The following is a 15,197-nucleotide window of genomic DNA, read 5'->3' as shown; positions in this document are numbered from 1 at the left end:
GTCAGGGCAATGCAACCAAACGCAACAGCTCGGCGATCACGTCATCTGCTGATTTGCCGGATCCTTGCGCCTCGAAGCTGAGGGTCACGCGGTGGCGCAGCACATCATGGGCAATGGCACGGATATCCGCGGGGTCGACATAGTCGCGTTCGTTCATCCACGCATGGGTGCGCCCGCATTTGTCCAACGCAAGCGAAGCACGGGGGCTGGCGCCGATCTCGATCCAACTGGCCAGTTCGGGGCTGAGTGCCTCGGGCGTGCGGGTGGCCTGCACGATATCGGCCATATAGCGGTCCATCGCATCTGAGACATGGATTTTTCCGATCTCAGAACGAGCGTCAAAGATGGCGTCTTGCGGGATCGCTGGCGGACGTTCTTTGGGGGCATCTTTGCCTGCGGCGATGTCCTCGCCACGCACGAGGCGGATGACCTCAACCTCATCCTCGACCGGAGGGTAGGTGATCTGCACATGCATCAGAAACCGGTCCATCTGCGCCTCGGGCAGAGGGTAGGTGCCCTCTTGCTCGATCGGGTTCTGAGTGGCCATGACGATGAATAGCGGCTCCATCTTGTGGGTGGTGCCGGACACGGTGACCTGGCGTTCTTCCATCGCCTCAAGCAAAGCGGCTTGAACCTTGGCGGGTGCACGGTTGATCTCGTCGGCGAGGACGATGTTGGCGAAGATCGGGCCGGGTTCGAATTTGAATTCGCTGCCTTTGTCCGTTTGCTGATAAATCTCGGTCCCGGTCACGTCTGAGGGCAGCAGGTCCGGCGTAAACTGAATGCGGCTGAATTGAGCATCCATGTTCTTCGCCATGGCCTTGACCGCGCGCGTTTTTGCCAGACCCGGGAGACCTTCGATCAGTAGATTGCCGTTGGCCAGAAGACCGATCAACAGGCGATCAATCACCTCGGTCTGTCCAATGATAGACTGCGCCATGCGGGATCTGAGATCCATGATCTGATTGAGTGCGCTCATAAAAATATCCCGTTCCGGCCCGAAAGGCAGGCCGCGCAGCCGAGTGCCTGCAGTGGCCCGGATTCGGGATTTTCAAGTAATGAGAACATGTTATCAGCGCGATACCACGCAGACCAACAGGAATTCCGACTTCCTTATATTTGATTGTTTTCGCGCGGCGGCGAAACTAGCCGGAAACCGCGCCGTTGCTGTCATCCCCAAGCCTGCCATCCAGAGACATCAGGATCGCAACAGGCCTCAGCGCCGGGATATGGCTGAAGACGATCAGGATACAGACAGTTAGGGGGACGCTCAGGAAGGCTCCGATCAGGCCCCATACGGTGGTCCAGAACATCAGGGCGAGGATGACCAGAAAGGTCGACATGTTCAGCGACCGGCCCAGCAACGCCGGATCGAGGAAATTGCCGATCACGAACTGGATGGTACCGCAGCCTAGAACCACCACCAGAAACGGAGCGATGCTTTCGAATTGTACCAGGGCGATCATCGCGGGGAAGATGACGGCAATGATCGACCCGATCGAGGGGATGAAGTTCAGTGCAAAGGTCAGCACGGCCCATGTCTCGGCATATTCAAGGCCCAGCAAGCGAAAAATGCTGTAGCTGATGCCTGCCGTGATCAGGCTGATCAGCGTTTTGACCCCGACATAACGTTGCAGACTGATCGAGATCGCATCCAGCATGGCCGCGAATTCTCGACCAGTCTGAGGGTTGCCGGCGGCCATCTGGATCTTCTTCCGAAACGCCAGACGCTCGGCCATCAGAAACGCAACATAGAGGCTGATCAGGAAGAACTGGTTCAGCAACGATGTCGCGCTGCCCAGTAGGATGCGGGCGACATAGGACATGTCGATGCTGACCAGATTATCCCGGATAAAACGCGTCACATCACTGCCGACCAATCCAGCGATGCGGTTCACGGCATTGTCGAATTGCTCCTCATAGGTGCCGACGGTGCGGGCAAACTGGGTGGCCTGACTGCCGAGGATATACATGATCATGAACAGGCCAGCCAGAACCACGGTGACGCCGGCTATGTTGGCGAGCCAGACGGGGACACGCGTCAGGGCAGCGATCCGGTCGCTAAGCGCGATGATCAGCACGTTGACTAGCAACGCCATGGTCAGCGGGATCAGGAAGGCAGCCCCTGCGTAGAGTCCCAATACCAGAAGGGTCGCGACAATACAGGTATCACGCACCACAGGCAGTGTGGCGCGGGGGACTTGCTTGGTGGTGTTCGGGTCCAGAGGCATGTGCAAACCTGATTGAGGCAAGGTGCTTGATACGATCCTGCACAGGGCAAAGAGTTTATGCAATGCGCTCAATTATTTATATGATTGTTTTTCCGCTTGGGTGGCTTCTACCCGTAGGGTGCGCAGGGTAGAGTTCCCTATGTCCAGTGCTGCGAATCCCATATCAAGCCGTTTGATAAAGGCGTTTTTCCTGGCCGTTCGGCGCTTTGGCGAGAAGAACGGCTTTGTCATGAGCAGCCATGTCGCCATGTCGATGATGATGGCGCTTTTTCCCTTTGTTCTGTTTACAGTGGCGCTGGCGGGCGCTTTGTCTCAGGGCTATGTGAATGACGAATTGATCGAGCTGATTTTCGGCGCATGGCCACAGGATGTAGCTGCACCGATCGTCTCCGAGTTGCGCGCGGTGCTGCAGAACTCCGGCTCGGGCGTGATTACCATCGGCGGTCTGCTGGCGGTCTATTTCGCCTCGAACGGGGTGGCTGCGGTGCGGGCAGCGATGAATCAGGCCTATCATGATCAGGACAGCTGGCCGTTCTGGAAAACGCGGTTGCTCTGCATTGGTCTTGTCATTCTGGGCGGCGCTGCGATCCTGATCATCGCCGCAGTCGAGGTTGTCTTGCCCGTCTACACGCAGCTCGTGTCCGAGCATACGGATGTGGATGTCTCGAACTGGTTGTCGGTGGACCGGCTGCGCTGGACCTTCACGATTGCGGTTCCGGCGGGTACGATCCTGCTGGCGCATCTGATCCTGCCAACCGGGCGCCATCGGGTGACGCAGATCTTGCCCGGCGTCGTTCTGACCCTTGTTCTGCTGGGGGCCGGAGGGTGGGGGTTTTCCATCTATATAGGCCAGTTCGCCAGCTACAGCGCCACCTATGCCGGGTTGGCGGGGGCGATGGCGGCGTTGATTTTCCTCTATCTGTGTGCGGCGATCCTGATCCTCGGCGCGGAGTATAACGGCGCTTTGATGGATATGCAGCGCGACGAACAAGGCGCACGGGCATGAGGTGGGCGTTGCTGTTTGTCGCCTTGGCCGGGGCCGCCAACGCGCAGTCCTATGTCGGTTCGGATCAATGCGCGGATTGTCACGTAGATGAGGCCGAGGCCTGGGCCAACTCTCACCACGCACTCGCCTGGACCGAGGTCGGCGCAGGTAGGATCGTTGCCGATTTTGATGGCACCCGCTTTGAGCATGACGGCATGTCGGTCCTGTTCGACCATAGCGGCGAGGTCCCAACCGCTCAGGTCACTGAAAAAGACGGTGTGATGACCGAATATGACGTCCACTCAGTCGTCGGCATAGAACCCTTGCAGCAATACCTGTTCGAAACCGATCCCGGTCGATTGCAGAGTTTCGACGTGGTTTGGGACACGGAAAACAAGCGCTGGTTCCACCTCTACCCGGATCAGGATTTGCCCCCGGATGACGGGCTGCACTGGACCGGACCCTACAAGAACTGGAACGCCCGCTGCGCTGAATGCCACGCAACGGGATTTGAAAAGAACTACGACGCGCAAACCCGCAGTTACCAGTCTCGCCAAGCTGAGATCGGCGTCGGGTGTGAGGCCTGCCACGGTCCCGGCTCGGCGCATATCGACTGGGTCAATGGCCGTGTACTGCCCGAAGGGGTGGGCGAGGCCGGGTTCGCGATGTCATGGGGCAAGGGCCAGACCGAGGCCGAAATTCAGCAATGCGCAGGGTGCCATTCCCGTCGCGAGGCGCATGAGCAGGGCAACCCTCTGCCCGGAACGCCCTATCACGACGCCTACAATCTGGCGCTGCTGCGACCGGGGGCCTATCACCCCGACGGTCAGATTTTGGATGAGGTCTATGTTTACGGGTCCTTCCTGCAATCCAAAATGTATGCGCAGGGCGTGGGCTGCATGAACTGCCACGAACCCCATAGCGCGACGCTGAGGGCCGATGGCAATGGGGTCTGCACGCAATGCCATTCTCCGGCAGGCAATCCGGATTTCCCAACTCTGGCCCACAAGGACTATGACACGCCCGAGCATCACCACCACCCCGAAGACAGCGCAGGCGCGCAATGCAAGACCTGCCACATGATCGAGCGTGTCTATATGGGCGTCGACGGTCGTCGGGATCACAGTTTCCGTGTGCCGCGCCCTGATCTGGGCCTTGGTCAGGACGCCTGTACTGATTGCCACACCGACAAAGACCAGCCATGGGCCGCGGCGCAAATCGAGGGCTGGTTTCCGGACTCAACCCATCGCGGTCTGCATTTCGGTTCGGTCTTTGCGCCAGCGATGGCGGGGCAGGCGGACAGTCCCGAAGGTCTGCTGGCGATTGCCAACGATCCGTCTCAGGCCGGGATCGTGCGCGCAACAGCGGCGTATCTGCTGCAACCCTTCGGCTCACGTCAGATGGCCGACGCCACGGCGGAGTTACTGACGGATGCCGACCCGCTGGTTCGGGCCAACGCTGTGACTTTGCAACGTCAGGCCTCTCCCCGCGATCAGGTGCAGCGGTTGGAACCATTGCTTTCCGACCCGCTGCGCAACGTTCGGATTTCGGCGGCGAAAGAGGTCCTGACAATCCCGTCCGAGGCGTTGACGCAGGAACAACGGATCTTGGCAGGGCAGGCCACTGCCGAGTGGCAAGGGGCAATCGCAAACCGTCTGGATTTCCCTGAAACCCATATGGTGCTAGGCGGAATGGCACTGACCTTCCGCAACGCTCCAGCAGCCGAGCGTGCCTTTCGCGAGGTTGTGACCCTCGACCCTCAGCGTTCGGAAGCCTGGCCGATGCTGGTGCAGCTGGCGCAGATCAATCGCGGGCCGCAGGCCGCGCGTGAGGTCGTGCAGGAGGGCTTGCAGCGCATTCCCAATGATCCGAACCTGCAAGAGTTTTCTCGGCAACTCGGGCCATAAGAACGGCCTTTGCACGCCCGTTTCGCGCCATCATCCCGGCAGATTTCACAGGTAGACCTATGTCTGAGGGTGTCAGGCCAACGGGTCGTATTAGGTGTCATATGTCGGAACATGTTTTGAAACAGCCAGCCTTAAGTGGCAGGCAGGTCTCAATGGATCAACGGATCGCGGAACTTCGAGACCGCAAGCCGATTGATCTGAACCATGGTGAGGGGCTGATGCTGCAAGGCATCGCCGCCGCGTCGCTACGCGAACAGCGGTTGGCCGGTCAGATCGTACTTGAGGACTAGGCGCCGCCTCGGAATCCGGTCGCAACCACGAACTTCTCGGAACTGTCCGAACGCGATGCAGGCGGTTTGACGTTTGCGACTTTCTCGAACTTCTGCTTGAGCAGCTTTTGCAAATCGCCCTCGGCGCCACCGGCCAGAACCTTGGCCACAAAGGTGCCGCCTTCTTCCAGCACATCAAAGGCAAAGTAAGCGGCGGTTTCGCACAGGGCCATGATCCGCAAATGGTCGGTCTGCTTGTGACCCGAAGACGCGGCAGCCATGTCCGACATCACAACGTCCGCCTTGCCGCCCAGCCACTCTTTGACCTTGAGGTCCGCGTCATCTTCCATGAAATCCAGCACATGGGCCGTCGCGCCTGCAACCGGTTCAACCTCTTGCAGGTCAACACCCAGAACGGTGCCGATACGCTTGCCGCTTTTCTCGCCGAGTGCATTCACCCGCTTGACGGCGACCTGCAGCCAGCCACCGGGGGCACAGCCCAAGTCAACAACGCGCGCGCCGGGGACCAGAAAGCGGAATTTCTCATCCAGCTCAAGGATCTTGAACGCAGCGCGCCCACGATAGCCTTCGGCATTCGCGCGCTTCACATAGGGGTCATTCAACTGCCGCTCGAGCCAGCGGGTCGAGCTGAGCTTGCGCCCACGCGCCGTCTTCACCTTGACCTTCAGGTCACGCTGTCCACGGCCTGAGGTGTTTTTTCCACTCGGTGTCTTCGCCATCAGAACGGTCCGTCTTCCAATACGCCGTCCGCGCTCATCTGCGCATAAAGCAGTCCTTCGCGCAGTCCCCGATCCGCAACAGACAGGCGGTCGGTGGGCCAGCAACGCAAAAGGGCCTGCAAAATGGCCGAGCCGGACATGATCAGGGCCTGCCGGTCATCCCCAATCCGAGGGTCTCGGCGTCGCCCGTGAGGGCCGAGTTCTAAATACCCGCGTATGACTTTGTCAATCTGATCGCTGGTCATGCGCAAACCGTCCACCTTGGTCCGGTCATAGCGCTTAAGGCCCAGATGCGAGGCGGCTACAGTTGTTACAGTGCCGCTGGTGCCGACGATCTGAAAACCCGCTCGGGTCTGTTCGTCCTTATAAGGGGCAAAATCGGCGAGGTTTTCCTCGAAAAACCAGCTCATGAGGGCAAACCGGGCCGAGTCATCCTCAACGTCATGAAACTGGTCGCGCAGGGTTGCGACGCCAAGAGGGACGCTGATCCAGTCCACGACCTTGGCGGCCGGAAAGGGGCTGTCAGCGGTATGAAAGCCGTTATGCAGACGCATGATTGCCGCAGGCCGGTCGCGGCGCGGAACCGATGAGATGTCGATCCACACCAGCTCGGTCGAGCCGCCGCCGATATCCACGACCAGCAACTGCTCGGTCTTGGTCGACACCAGAGGCGCGCAGGAGATAACGGCCAGACGGGCCTCTTCCTCGGGTTGGATGATCTCAAGGTTCAGGCCAGTTTCGCGCCGCACCTGCCGGATAAAATCGCGCGAGTTCTTCGCGCGCCGACAGGCCTCGGTTGCGACCAGGCGCATCCGTTTGACCTTGTTGCGCTTGAGCTTTTGCTGGCAGATTCGCAGCGCCTGAACGGTGCGCGACATGGACGCGCGGGACAGCCGTCCCGTGCGTTCCAGACCCGCGCCCAACTGCACGGATTTGGAGAAACTGTCGACCACATGGAACCCGCTCCCCTTGGGTTGGGCTATCAACATGCGGCAGCTATTTGTCCCCAGATCCAACGCCGCATAGAGTGCATCTGGATCGGGTCTTGCCGGCGCGGGGCTTTCGACCGCCTTCGGGAACGCGCCCGCACCTTTGGGACGCTTGGGCGCCATTCGTAACGCCCTCCGATTTTCGAGTTAAGTTGACCCTAGGCGGGGGATCGCCGACGCGCAAGTGATTTCAATTTTGAAATTAACGTGAGTGTCACACAGCGTTCATACTGAAATGCAATTCCCGTGCCGATCCCCATTTCGGGATTCTCTTCAAGCTTACAGCCAGATACGGAGACTGCCATGAAAGATGAGCGCACCCTGTCCTTCGATGAATTTGATGAAGTCGTAAATCCGCGCCCCGAAGAATGTGAATTCGACCGCGTGGTCGAACGCGCCTTGTCGCGACGTGGCTTTCTGGGGGGCGTTCTGGCCATGGGCAGCTTTACCGCAGTAGGCGGCTCGCTTCTGCCCACAGGTGCGCGCGCGTCAGCTGATCGGTTCTCGTTCGAGGCGATTCCGGTCTCAACTGCCGATGAGGTTGTCGTGCCCGCAGGCTACAAGGCCGAGGTTATGGTACGATGGGGCGATCCGCTGTGGTCTGACGCGCCCGAGTTCGATCACGCGACCCGCGGCACCGCCGCAAGTCAGGAACGCGCCTTTGGCGACAACACCGACGGTCAGGACGTGTTCTTCCATGACGGTCATGTTCTGCTGGTCGTGAACAACGAATACACCAATCGTGACATCCTGTGGGGCAACAACCCCGATGCCAAGGCGGCCTCGGACGACGATGTCGCCAAGGGTATGATGGCCCATGGTGTGACTGTGGTCGAGATTGCCAATACCGACGGCACATGGGGCATCGTCAAGGACAGCCCGTATAACCGCCGCATCACTCCGCAGACCGACATGACCCTCACCGGACCGGCTGCGGGCCATGACCTGATGAAAACTGCTGCTGACCCGACCGGCACAACCTCCAAGGGCACCTGGAACAACTGCGGCAACGGTATGACGCCGTGGGGCACCTATCTGGCCTGTGAAGAGAACTTTAACGGCTACTTCTCGGCGGAAGACGAAAACCACGAGGTCAGCCCGGAACTCAAGCGCTATGGCGTGTCGGCCAGCGACTGGGGCTATGGCTGGGCCAAGATCGATGACCGTTTCGACGTCTCGAAAAACCCCAACGAACCGAACCGCGCCGGTTATGTGGTTGAGATCGACCCGACCGACCCGACCTCGACCCCGCGCAAGCTGACCGCTTTAGGTCGTTTCAAGCATGAAAACGCCGAGTCCCTCGTGAACAATGACGGTCGCGTTGTCGTCTATATGGGCGATGATGAGCGCGGCGAGTTCCTATACCGCTTCGTGTCGGACGGTGTCTATGCGGCGGGTGTTGACACCAACGCGCTTCTGGAAAACGGCACGCTGTCGGTTGCCAAGTTCAACGATGACGGCACTGGTGAGTGGCTGGACCTGACGCCTGAAACAACCGGTTTGGCTTCGCAGGCTGAAATCAGCATCCACACCCGTCAGGGCGCGTCTGCTGTGGGCGCGACCACCATGGACCGCCCCGAATGGGTAGCGGCCAACCCGAACGTGGCCGAGGTCTACTGCTGTCTGACCAACAACAAGAACCGGGGCGTCAAGCCGAATGCCGGTGGGGATGACACCTCGGTCAACGGTCCGAACCCGCGCGAGGCCAACAACTATGGCCAGATCGTGCGCTGGCGTCCCGAAGGTGGCGATCATACCGCGCCCGGCTTTGGCTGGGATCTGTATGTGCTGGCAGGTAACCCGAATGTTCATCAGGACGCCTATGGCGGGTCGGACAATGTCAATGCCGAGAACATGTTCAACTCACCCGATGGTCTGAAATTCGACAGCAACGGCCTGCTGTGGATCCAGACCGACGGCAACTATGGCAACGAAGGTGATTTCGAAGGTCAGGGCAACAACCAGATGTTGGCAGGTGACCCGGTCACCGGCGAAATCCGTCGCTTCCTGGTCGGCCCGAATGAGTGCGAGATCACCGGCCTCAGCTGGTCGCCGGATCGCCGCACCATGTTTGTGGGCGTCCAACACCCCGGTGAGGACGGCAACAGCCACTGGCCCGAAGGCGGCGATGCCGTGCCACGCTCGGCCATCATCGCGGTCACGCGCGAAGATGGCGGTCTGGTCGGCTAAGGCCGAAAACGCCCTTAAAAACAAGCCCCGGACGGTGTTGCCGCCCGGGGTTTTTGCTTGAGTTGAGTCATCCTCATACAAGCGTTGAAAGTTTTGATATCTGGTTTTATGTGAAACCCGGCTAAAACGACTGTACACCGTCATAGGCAAAAAGGTCGCTTGGAAGGCGCTGGGTGTCGAAAACCGACCTCCTTAGCCCAATATAGACGTTTAGAACCGCCCCATTGGTTAGGAGGAATCACAGCTATGCCTGACGTCACCATCGTGTACTGGCGCGACATTCCCGCTCAGGTCATCGTCGGCAAAGGCCGTCGTGGCGCAAAGCGGCAGTTGGAAGAACGGTTTGAACAGGCCATCGACCGCGCCGCCATGAAGGTGAACGCCAAGGACAGTGACGCCTACCTCGCCGAATGGCGCAAGGCCGAGCCTTTCGCGGTCGAGGGCGACCCGTCCGAGATTGCCGAAGCGCAGGCTGTGCGTCTGGAAACGGAATACGATCAAGACCGCATCAAGGCACTGATCGCGAATGACGGTTGGGCATGAGCCCGAAATCTATATGGGAGGCCGCGATGGCTTTGCTGAACTTCAAGAAACGTGATGCCGCCGAAAACGGCCCTGTAAACCCGACCGTCGAAGCCTTTCTGCAGGGCTACTCGATCGAGGTCATGCCGCGCACCGCAGAAAAGGTCGAAGATTTCCGCGCGCTGCTGCCCGAAGGCACCCGTGTCTACATCGCCCATATCGAGGGCACTCCGATCGAAGACATGGTGAAAACCGCCAAGCGCATCGCCGCCGAAGGTTACCCGGTCATGCCGCACTTCCCGGCGCGCATCATCAAGGATGCCGCGACGCTTGAGAACTGGATCTCGATGTACCAGGGCGAGGCGGGCGTTGATCAGGCGCTGCTGCTGGCCGGTGGTGTGGCCAAGCCGCACGGTGATTTCGACAGCTCGATGCAACTGTTGGAGTCCGGCCTGTTCGACAAAGCCGGTTTCAAGCGCCTGCATGTTGCCGGTCACCCCGAAGGCAACAAGGACATTGACCCGGACGGCTCGACCAAGAATGTCGACGACGCGCTGCGCTGGAAACAGAAATTCAGCGAAACCACCGACGCCGAGATGGCGCTGGCCACGCAGTTCGCGTTCGAGGCAAAGCCGATTATCGCATGGGCCAACAGCCTGAAAGAGGCGGGGATCGACATCCCGGTTCATATCGGTATCGCAGGTCCTGCCAAGCTGCAGACCCTGATCAAGTTCGCCATCGCCTGTGGTGTTGGCCCGTCGCTGAAAGTTCTGCAAAAGCGCGCCATGGATGTCTCCAAGCTGCTGCTGCCATATGAGCCGAATGATGTGATCACCGAGCTGGCCGAATACAAAGCGGCGAACCCGGATTTCAACATCACCAACGTACACTTCTTCCCCCTTGGCGGTATCAAGACCAACGCCAACTGGGCCATCAACAACGGCGGCGCTTCGGCAAAGCCAGTCAACGCTTAAGGAACGGACATGACCCGTACAGTCGTAGAATCAAAAACAAAAACCGCCGTTCTGGGCTTTGACGAACCCTTCTGCGTGATTGGTGAGCGGATCAACCCAACGGGCCGCAAGAAACTGGCTGCTGAGCTGGAAGCAGGTGACTTTTCGACCGTTGAGAAAGACGCGCTGGCGCAGGTCGCTGCAGGCGCGACCGTTCTGGATATCAACGCAGGCGTTGTTTACAACTCGAACCCCAACCCGAACGAGACCGAGCCGCCGCTGATGACCAAGATCGTTGAGCTGGTTCAGGGCCTGGTCGACGTGCCGCTGTGCATCGACAGCTCGGTTCCGGGGGCTCTGGAGGCCGGTCTGGCCGCAGCCGAAGGTCGCCCGCTGCTGAACTCGGTCACCGGCGAGGAAGAGCGTCTGGAGATGGTTCTGCCGCTGGTCAAGAAATACAACGTTCCGGTTGTTGCGATCTCGAACGATGACACCGGCATCTCGGAAGACCCCGATGTGCGTTTTGCCGTTGCAAAGACGATCGTTGAGCGTGCCGCCGACTATGGCATCCCGGCGCATGACATCGTTGTCGACCCGCTGGTTATGCCGATCGGTGCGATGGCAACCGCGGGCCAGCAGGTCTTCGCTCTGGTCCGTCGTCTGCGTGAGGAACTGGGCGTGAACACCACCTGCGGTGCATCCAACATCTCGTTCGGTCTGCCGAACCGCCACGGCATCAACAACGCCTTCCTGCCGATGGCAATGGGTGCTGGCATGACGTCCGCGATCATGAACCCGGTTGCTCTGCCCACGACACAGAAGAAAATCGCCGAGAAGAAAGAGGCCGTTGCCGCAGCTGGTATCATCCTGCCCGAAGGCATGGATGATGAGGCCTTCGTTCAGATGTTCGGTCTGGGCTCGACCCTGCCGCGCGCAGGTAAGGAGATGGAGGCCATCCGCGCCGCCAACCTGCTGACCAACAACGACCCGCACGGTGGCGCATGGATCAAGTTCAACAAATCGCCTGAAGAAGCGGCTGCGGCCGGTGGAGCAGGCGGTCGTCGCGGCGGTGGCCGTCGCCGTCGCGCTTGATTTTCCGAGCTATCAGATCAAAGGCCGGGCCCTGCGCCCGGCCTTTTTCGTTTGACCCTGATCAATGCAGCAAACGTGATATCGTTGAGACTGGGGCGATCCTTTCCTCAACGATCAGGTGCTTTCATGTCCAAACATCACCCTCCAAAACTGGCCGACGCAGACCTGAGTGAGAAGTTGGGCAAGAAGGACTATTTCGACAAGCTGATCGATCTGCAGGCGAAACTGGCGCGTATTCAGCAAGCTTTTCTCTTCCATGGAACCAAAGGTGTGATCGTCTTTGAAGGCTGGGATGCTGCAGGCAAGGGAGGCACGATCCGCCGTATCAGCCAGGCACTTGATCCGCGCAGTTTCAAAGTCTGGCCGATCGGCGCGCCGCGCAACTACTATCTCAATCGCCACTATCTGCTGCGGTTTTGGGAACGTTTACCGCCAGAAGGTGCAATCTCGGCCTTTGACCGCAGTTGGTACGGGCGTGTTCTGGTGGAACGGATCGAGAAATTCACACCGGAGAAACGGTGGCGGGCGGGATATCGAGAGATCAACGATTTCGAGCGCATGCTCGTTGATGACGGCACCCGGATCGTAAAGCTGTTCTTTCACATCTCACAAGACGAACAGATGGCGCGTTTCACAGAACGCCTACGCAACCCATTGAAGCGTTGGAAGCTGACTTATGAAGATTTCCGCAATCGCGAGCGTTGGGACGAGGCCGAGATCGCTGTCGATGAAATGCTGGCGCGTACGTCAACCGACATTGCGCCGTGGCACGTTATTCCGGCCAATAACAAAAAATCTGCGAGAATCAAAGCAATGCAAACCATCGTTGATGCGTTCTCAAAAGAGATAGATCTAAACCCACAGCATTTGGACAAACGGACCTTGGACGCGGCGTGCGAGGCATTGGATGTTGACCAATCGCTGATCGACTCCCTGCGGGCACGGACAGAGTAATCCATAGACCTCACCGAAAGGCGCTTGCAGTTCCTCAGGTGGCGATGGTATCTCAAATCTCGCGGCGGGTATGATGTAATGGTAGCCTGTCAGCTTCCCAAGCTGAACGCGCGGGTTCGATTCCCGCTACCCGCTCCAAAACTCACCTGATTCTACAGCAAGTAAGCGACCTTTTGTGGCACAGGCTTGCTGCCTCGACCTGATGGTTGAAGCAGGTAGCGACTTAGGTTTGACGCTTCGTTACCCGCGGCGTCTACGACGGCGACCTCCGCCCGCTTCGGCTTCCCCGCCACCGGTGTTGAAGGACGGTGCGGGCAGGGTAACGACCTGTGCGAGTTCCGGGAATGGGTCGGTTTTGTGCGGGATCGCGTTGGCGGCGACGAAGTGATCTTGGAACTTCGGCTCGATGGCGGTTTCGATCTTGGTGATCTCGCGCACGACACGCTCGATCTCGGCGCGCGAGCCGATGTTGCACAGGGCAATCCGGGCGCCGGTACCAGCCGCGTTGCCCGCGCTGGAGACCTTGTCGAGCGGCGCATCCGGGATCATACCCAGAACCATCGCGTGTTTGGTCGAGATATGCGCGCCAAAAGCCCCGGCCAGAACCACGCGATCCACGCGGTCGACCTCCATCTCGTCCATCAACAAACGCGCACCGGCATAAAGCGCCGATTTCGCCAGCTGGATAGCCCGGATATCGCCTTGGGTGACGGTGATCCGAGGGCCACCTTCCGCGCTGGAATCATGGATCAGATAGGCGTGTGTACGCCCTTCGGGAACGCAGCGAGGGGTGCCGGTTTGCTCGGCCGAACCGATCAGACCGCTTTCGTCCAACAGGCCGGCGATTCGCATCTCGGCCACGGCCTCGATGATGCCCGAGCCGCAGATGCCAGAGATACCGGTGGTGGCAATGTCCTGATCGAACCCGTCCTCATCGGACCATTTCTCGGACCCGATCACACGGAAACGGGGCTCCTTGGTGACGGGATCAATCTCGATCCGCTCAATCGCGCCGGGGGCGGCGCGTTGGCCAGAACTGATCTGCGCGCCTTCAAAAGCAGGCCCCGTAGGAGACGAACAGGCCAGAACGCGGCTGGTGTTGCCGAGCAGAATTTCGGCATTGGTGCCCACGTCCACGATCAGTACGAGGTCCTCGGACTTGCCGGGTTCTTCCGACAGGGCAACGGCGGCACAGTCCGCACCCACGTGACCGGCGATACAGGGCAGGATGTAGATCTGCGCGCGCGGGTTCATCGTGGTCAGGTCCATCTCACGCGCGGGCAGGGACATCGCCTCTGACGTTGCCAGCGCGAACGGAGCTTGCCCCAGTTCGACCGGGTCCAGACCCAGCAGCAGATGGTGCATGACCGGGTTACAGACAAATACAGTCTCAACGATCAGACTGGCGTCAATGCCCGCTTCTTCAGCGATTGAGGTGGTCAGGTCATTGATCGCCTCACGCACGGCCTTGGTCATCTCCTGATCGCCCCCGGGGTTCATCATGGCGTAGGAAACGCGGCTCATGAGGTCCTCACCAAAGCGAATCTGAGGGTTCATCAGGCCCGAGGATGCCTTGACCTCTCCCGTCTCCAGATCGGTCAGATGCGCCGCAACCGTGGTCGAGCCGAGGTCGATGGCCAGACCATAAAGGCCCCCTTCGTGCAGGCCGGGCCAGATTTCGACGATGCGGGCTACCGGGTCTTTGTGGCCCTTGTAAACGGCGACTGTGACTTCCCATTTGCCTTTGCGCAGAACCGGTTGCAGCTTCGACATCAGGGACAGATCGGCGGTGACAGCCTCGATCTTCCACTGCTCGCGCAGGGCGCGTTCCAGACGCTCCAGATCGCCGGTGGGCGAGTGCATGTCGGGTTCCTCGACTACGACGAAATATAGCCGCGTGGCCGGGTCCATGGTGATGGCACGCGCCGCTGCGGCCTTGCGGACAACCTGACGGTGGACCTGGCTTTCGGGTGGCACGTCGATCACAACATCGCCCTGAACCGAGGCCTGACAGCCCAAACGACGGCCGGGTTTCAGACCTCGTTTGTCGTCATAGCGCTGCTCGACCGCATTCCATTCACTCAAAGCGTCTTCCGAGACGGTAACGCCGTGCTTGGGGAACTCGCCGTAGCTGGGCGTAATCTGACATTTCGAGCAGATGCCACGCCCTCCGCAAACCGAATCCAGATCGACGCCCAGCTGTCGGGCGGCGGTCAGAATCGGGGTGCCAACGGGAAAGTGCCCGCGTTTGCCCGAGGGGGTAAAGACGACAAGGGGGTCGGTGGTCATGGTCGGCCTGCCTTTAAAGTGTTCGCGCGTATGCCGGGGAAGATATGAGTTTATTCACAAAGGGAAAGCCCTGACA

Annotated in this window: 13 protein-coding genes and 1 tRNA gene; 9 read left to right on the top strand and 5 right to left on the bottom strand. The window is 59.6% G+C overall.

Translation table 11 applies throughout. From position 1 onward, the window contains the following. Position 1: 1 nt before the first annotated feature. Positions 2–979 carry a MoxR family ATPase gene (locus tag J7394_RS17205; RefSeq protein ID WP_209254814.1) on the bottom strand — a complete coding sequence of 326 codons (978 nt, stop codon included), beginning with the start codon at positions 977–979 and terminating at the stop codon, positions 2–4. Positions 980–1,145: 166 nt separating this feature from the next. After that, complete coding sequence (locus J7394_RS17200; RefSeq protein WP_209254812.1) at positions 1,146–2,231, bottom strand: AI-2E family transporter; 1,086 nt, start codon at positions 2,229–2,231, stop codon at positions 1,146–1,148. Between the two features lie 139 nt (positions 2,232–2,370). Here J7394_RS17200 and J7394_RS17195 point away from each other — a divergent pair, with 139 nt between their 5' ends. The 3 genes from J7394_RS17195 to J7394_RS17185 all read left to right on the top strand — a co-directional run bounded on the left by J7394_RS17195 (position 2,371) and on the right by J7394_RS17185 (position 5,413). Beyond that, positions 2,371–3,237, top strand: a complete 867-nt coding sequence (locus J7394_RS17195) for a YihY/virulence factor BrkB family protein (RefSeq protein ID WP_209254810.1) — start codon at positions 2,371–2,373, stop codon at positions 3,235–3,237. Then, the gene (locus tag J7394_RS17190; RefSeq protein ID WP_209254808.1) at positions 3,234–5,123 is read left to right on the top strand and encodes a cytochrome c3 family protein; all 1,890 of its coding nucleotides are present in this window, start codon (positions 3,234–3,236) and stop codon (positions 5,121–5,123) included. The genes J7394_RS17195 and J7394_RS17190 overlap by 4 nt, the downstream gene beginning before the upstream one ends. 152 nt (positions 5,124–5,275) lie before the next feature. Beyond that, positions 5,276–5,413 (top strand): hypothetical protein, encoded by a 138-nt coding sequence (locus J7394_RS17185; protein ID WP_209254806.1) that lies wholly within the window; start codon positions 5,276–5,278, stop codon positions 5,411–5,413. Here the strand turns inward: J7394_RS17185 and J7394_RS17180 are convergent. Beyond that, positions 5,410–6,132: an RlmE family RNA methyltransferase gene (locus J7394_RS17180; protein WP_209254804.1), complete on the bottom strand. Its 723-nt coding sequence runs from the start codon at positions 6,130–6,132 to the stop codon at positions 5,410–5,412. The genes J7394_RS17185 and J7394_RS17180 overlap by 4 nt on opposite strands. After that, positions 6,132–7,244 carry a Ppx/GppA phosphatase family protein gene (locus tag J7394_RS17175; RefSeq protein ID WP_170373666.1) on the bottom strand — a complete coding sequence of 371 codons (1,113 nt, stop codon included), beginning with the start codon at positions 7,242–7,244 and terminating at the stop codon, positions 6,132–6,134. Before J7394_RS17175 ends, J7394_RS17180 begins: the two co-directional genes overlap by 1 nt. Positions 7,245–7,424: 180 nt before the next feature. Here J7394_RS17175 and J7394_RS17170 point away from each other — a divergent pair, with 180 nt between their 5' ends. From J7394_RS17170 to J7394_RS17145, 6 genes are all read left to right on the top strand, one after another. Beyond that, positions 7,425–9,311 carry a PhoX family phosphatase gene (locus J7394_RS17170; protein WP_209254802.1) on the top strand — a complete coding sequence of 629 codons (1,887 nt, stop codon included), beginning with the start codon at positions 7,425–7,427 and terminating at the stop codon, positions 9,309–9,311. A 246-nt stretch (positions 9,312–9,557) separates the two neighbouring features. After that, a complete protein-coding gene (locus J7394_RS17165) occupies positions 9,558–9,854 on the top strand; it encodes a virulence factor (protein WP_170373668.1) in 297 nt (98 codons plus the stop codon). Between the two features lie 26 nt (positions 9,855–9,880). Beyond that, a complete protein-coding gene (locus J7394_RS17160; RefSeq protein WP_209254932.1) occupies positions 9,881–10,807 on the top strand; it encodes a methylenetetrahydrofolate reductase in 927 nt (308 codons plus the stop codon). 9 nt (positions 10,808–10,816) lie between these two features. Further along, positions 10,817–11,878 carry a methyltetrahydrofolate cobalamin methyltransferase gene (locus J7394_RS17155; RefSeq protein WP_209254800.1) on the top strand — a complete coding sequence of 354 codons (1,062 nt, stop codon included), beginning with the start codon at positions 10,817–10,819 and terminating at the stop codon, positions 11,876–11,878. A 126-nt stretch (positions 11,879–12,004) separates the two neighbouring features. Further along, positions 12,005–12,832, top strand: a complete 828-nt coding sequence (locus J7394_RS17150; protein WP_209254797.1) for a polyphosphate kinase 2 family protein — start codon at positions 12,005–12,007, stop codon at positions 12,830–12,832. 64 nt (positions 12,833–12,896) lie between these two features. Beyond that, a tRNA-Gly gene (locus J7394_RS17145) sits at positions 12,897–12,970 on the top strand. Positions 12,971–13,072: 102 nt separating this feature from the next. On the opposite strand, the gene J7394_RS17140 is transcribed toward J7394_RS17145, so the two are convergent. Further along, positions 13,073–15,121, bottom strand: coding sequence for an ASKHA domain-containing protein (locus tag J7394_RS17140; protein WP_209254795.1), 2,049 nt, complete (start codon positions 15,119–15,121; stop codon positions 13,073–13,075). Positions 15,122–15,197: the final 76 nt, after the last annotated feature.

Origin of the sequence: Ruegeria sp. R13_0, from assembly GCF_017743995.1 — a bacterium.
Lineage (GTDB): Bacteria > Pseudomonadota > Alphaproteobacteria > Rhodobacterales > Rhodobacteraceae > Ruegeria.
This window is presented reverse-complemented; position numbering and strand designations above follow the sequence as displayed.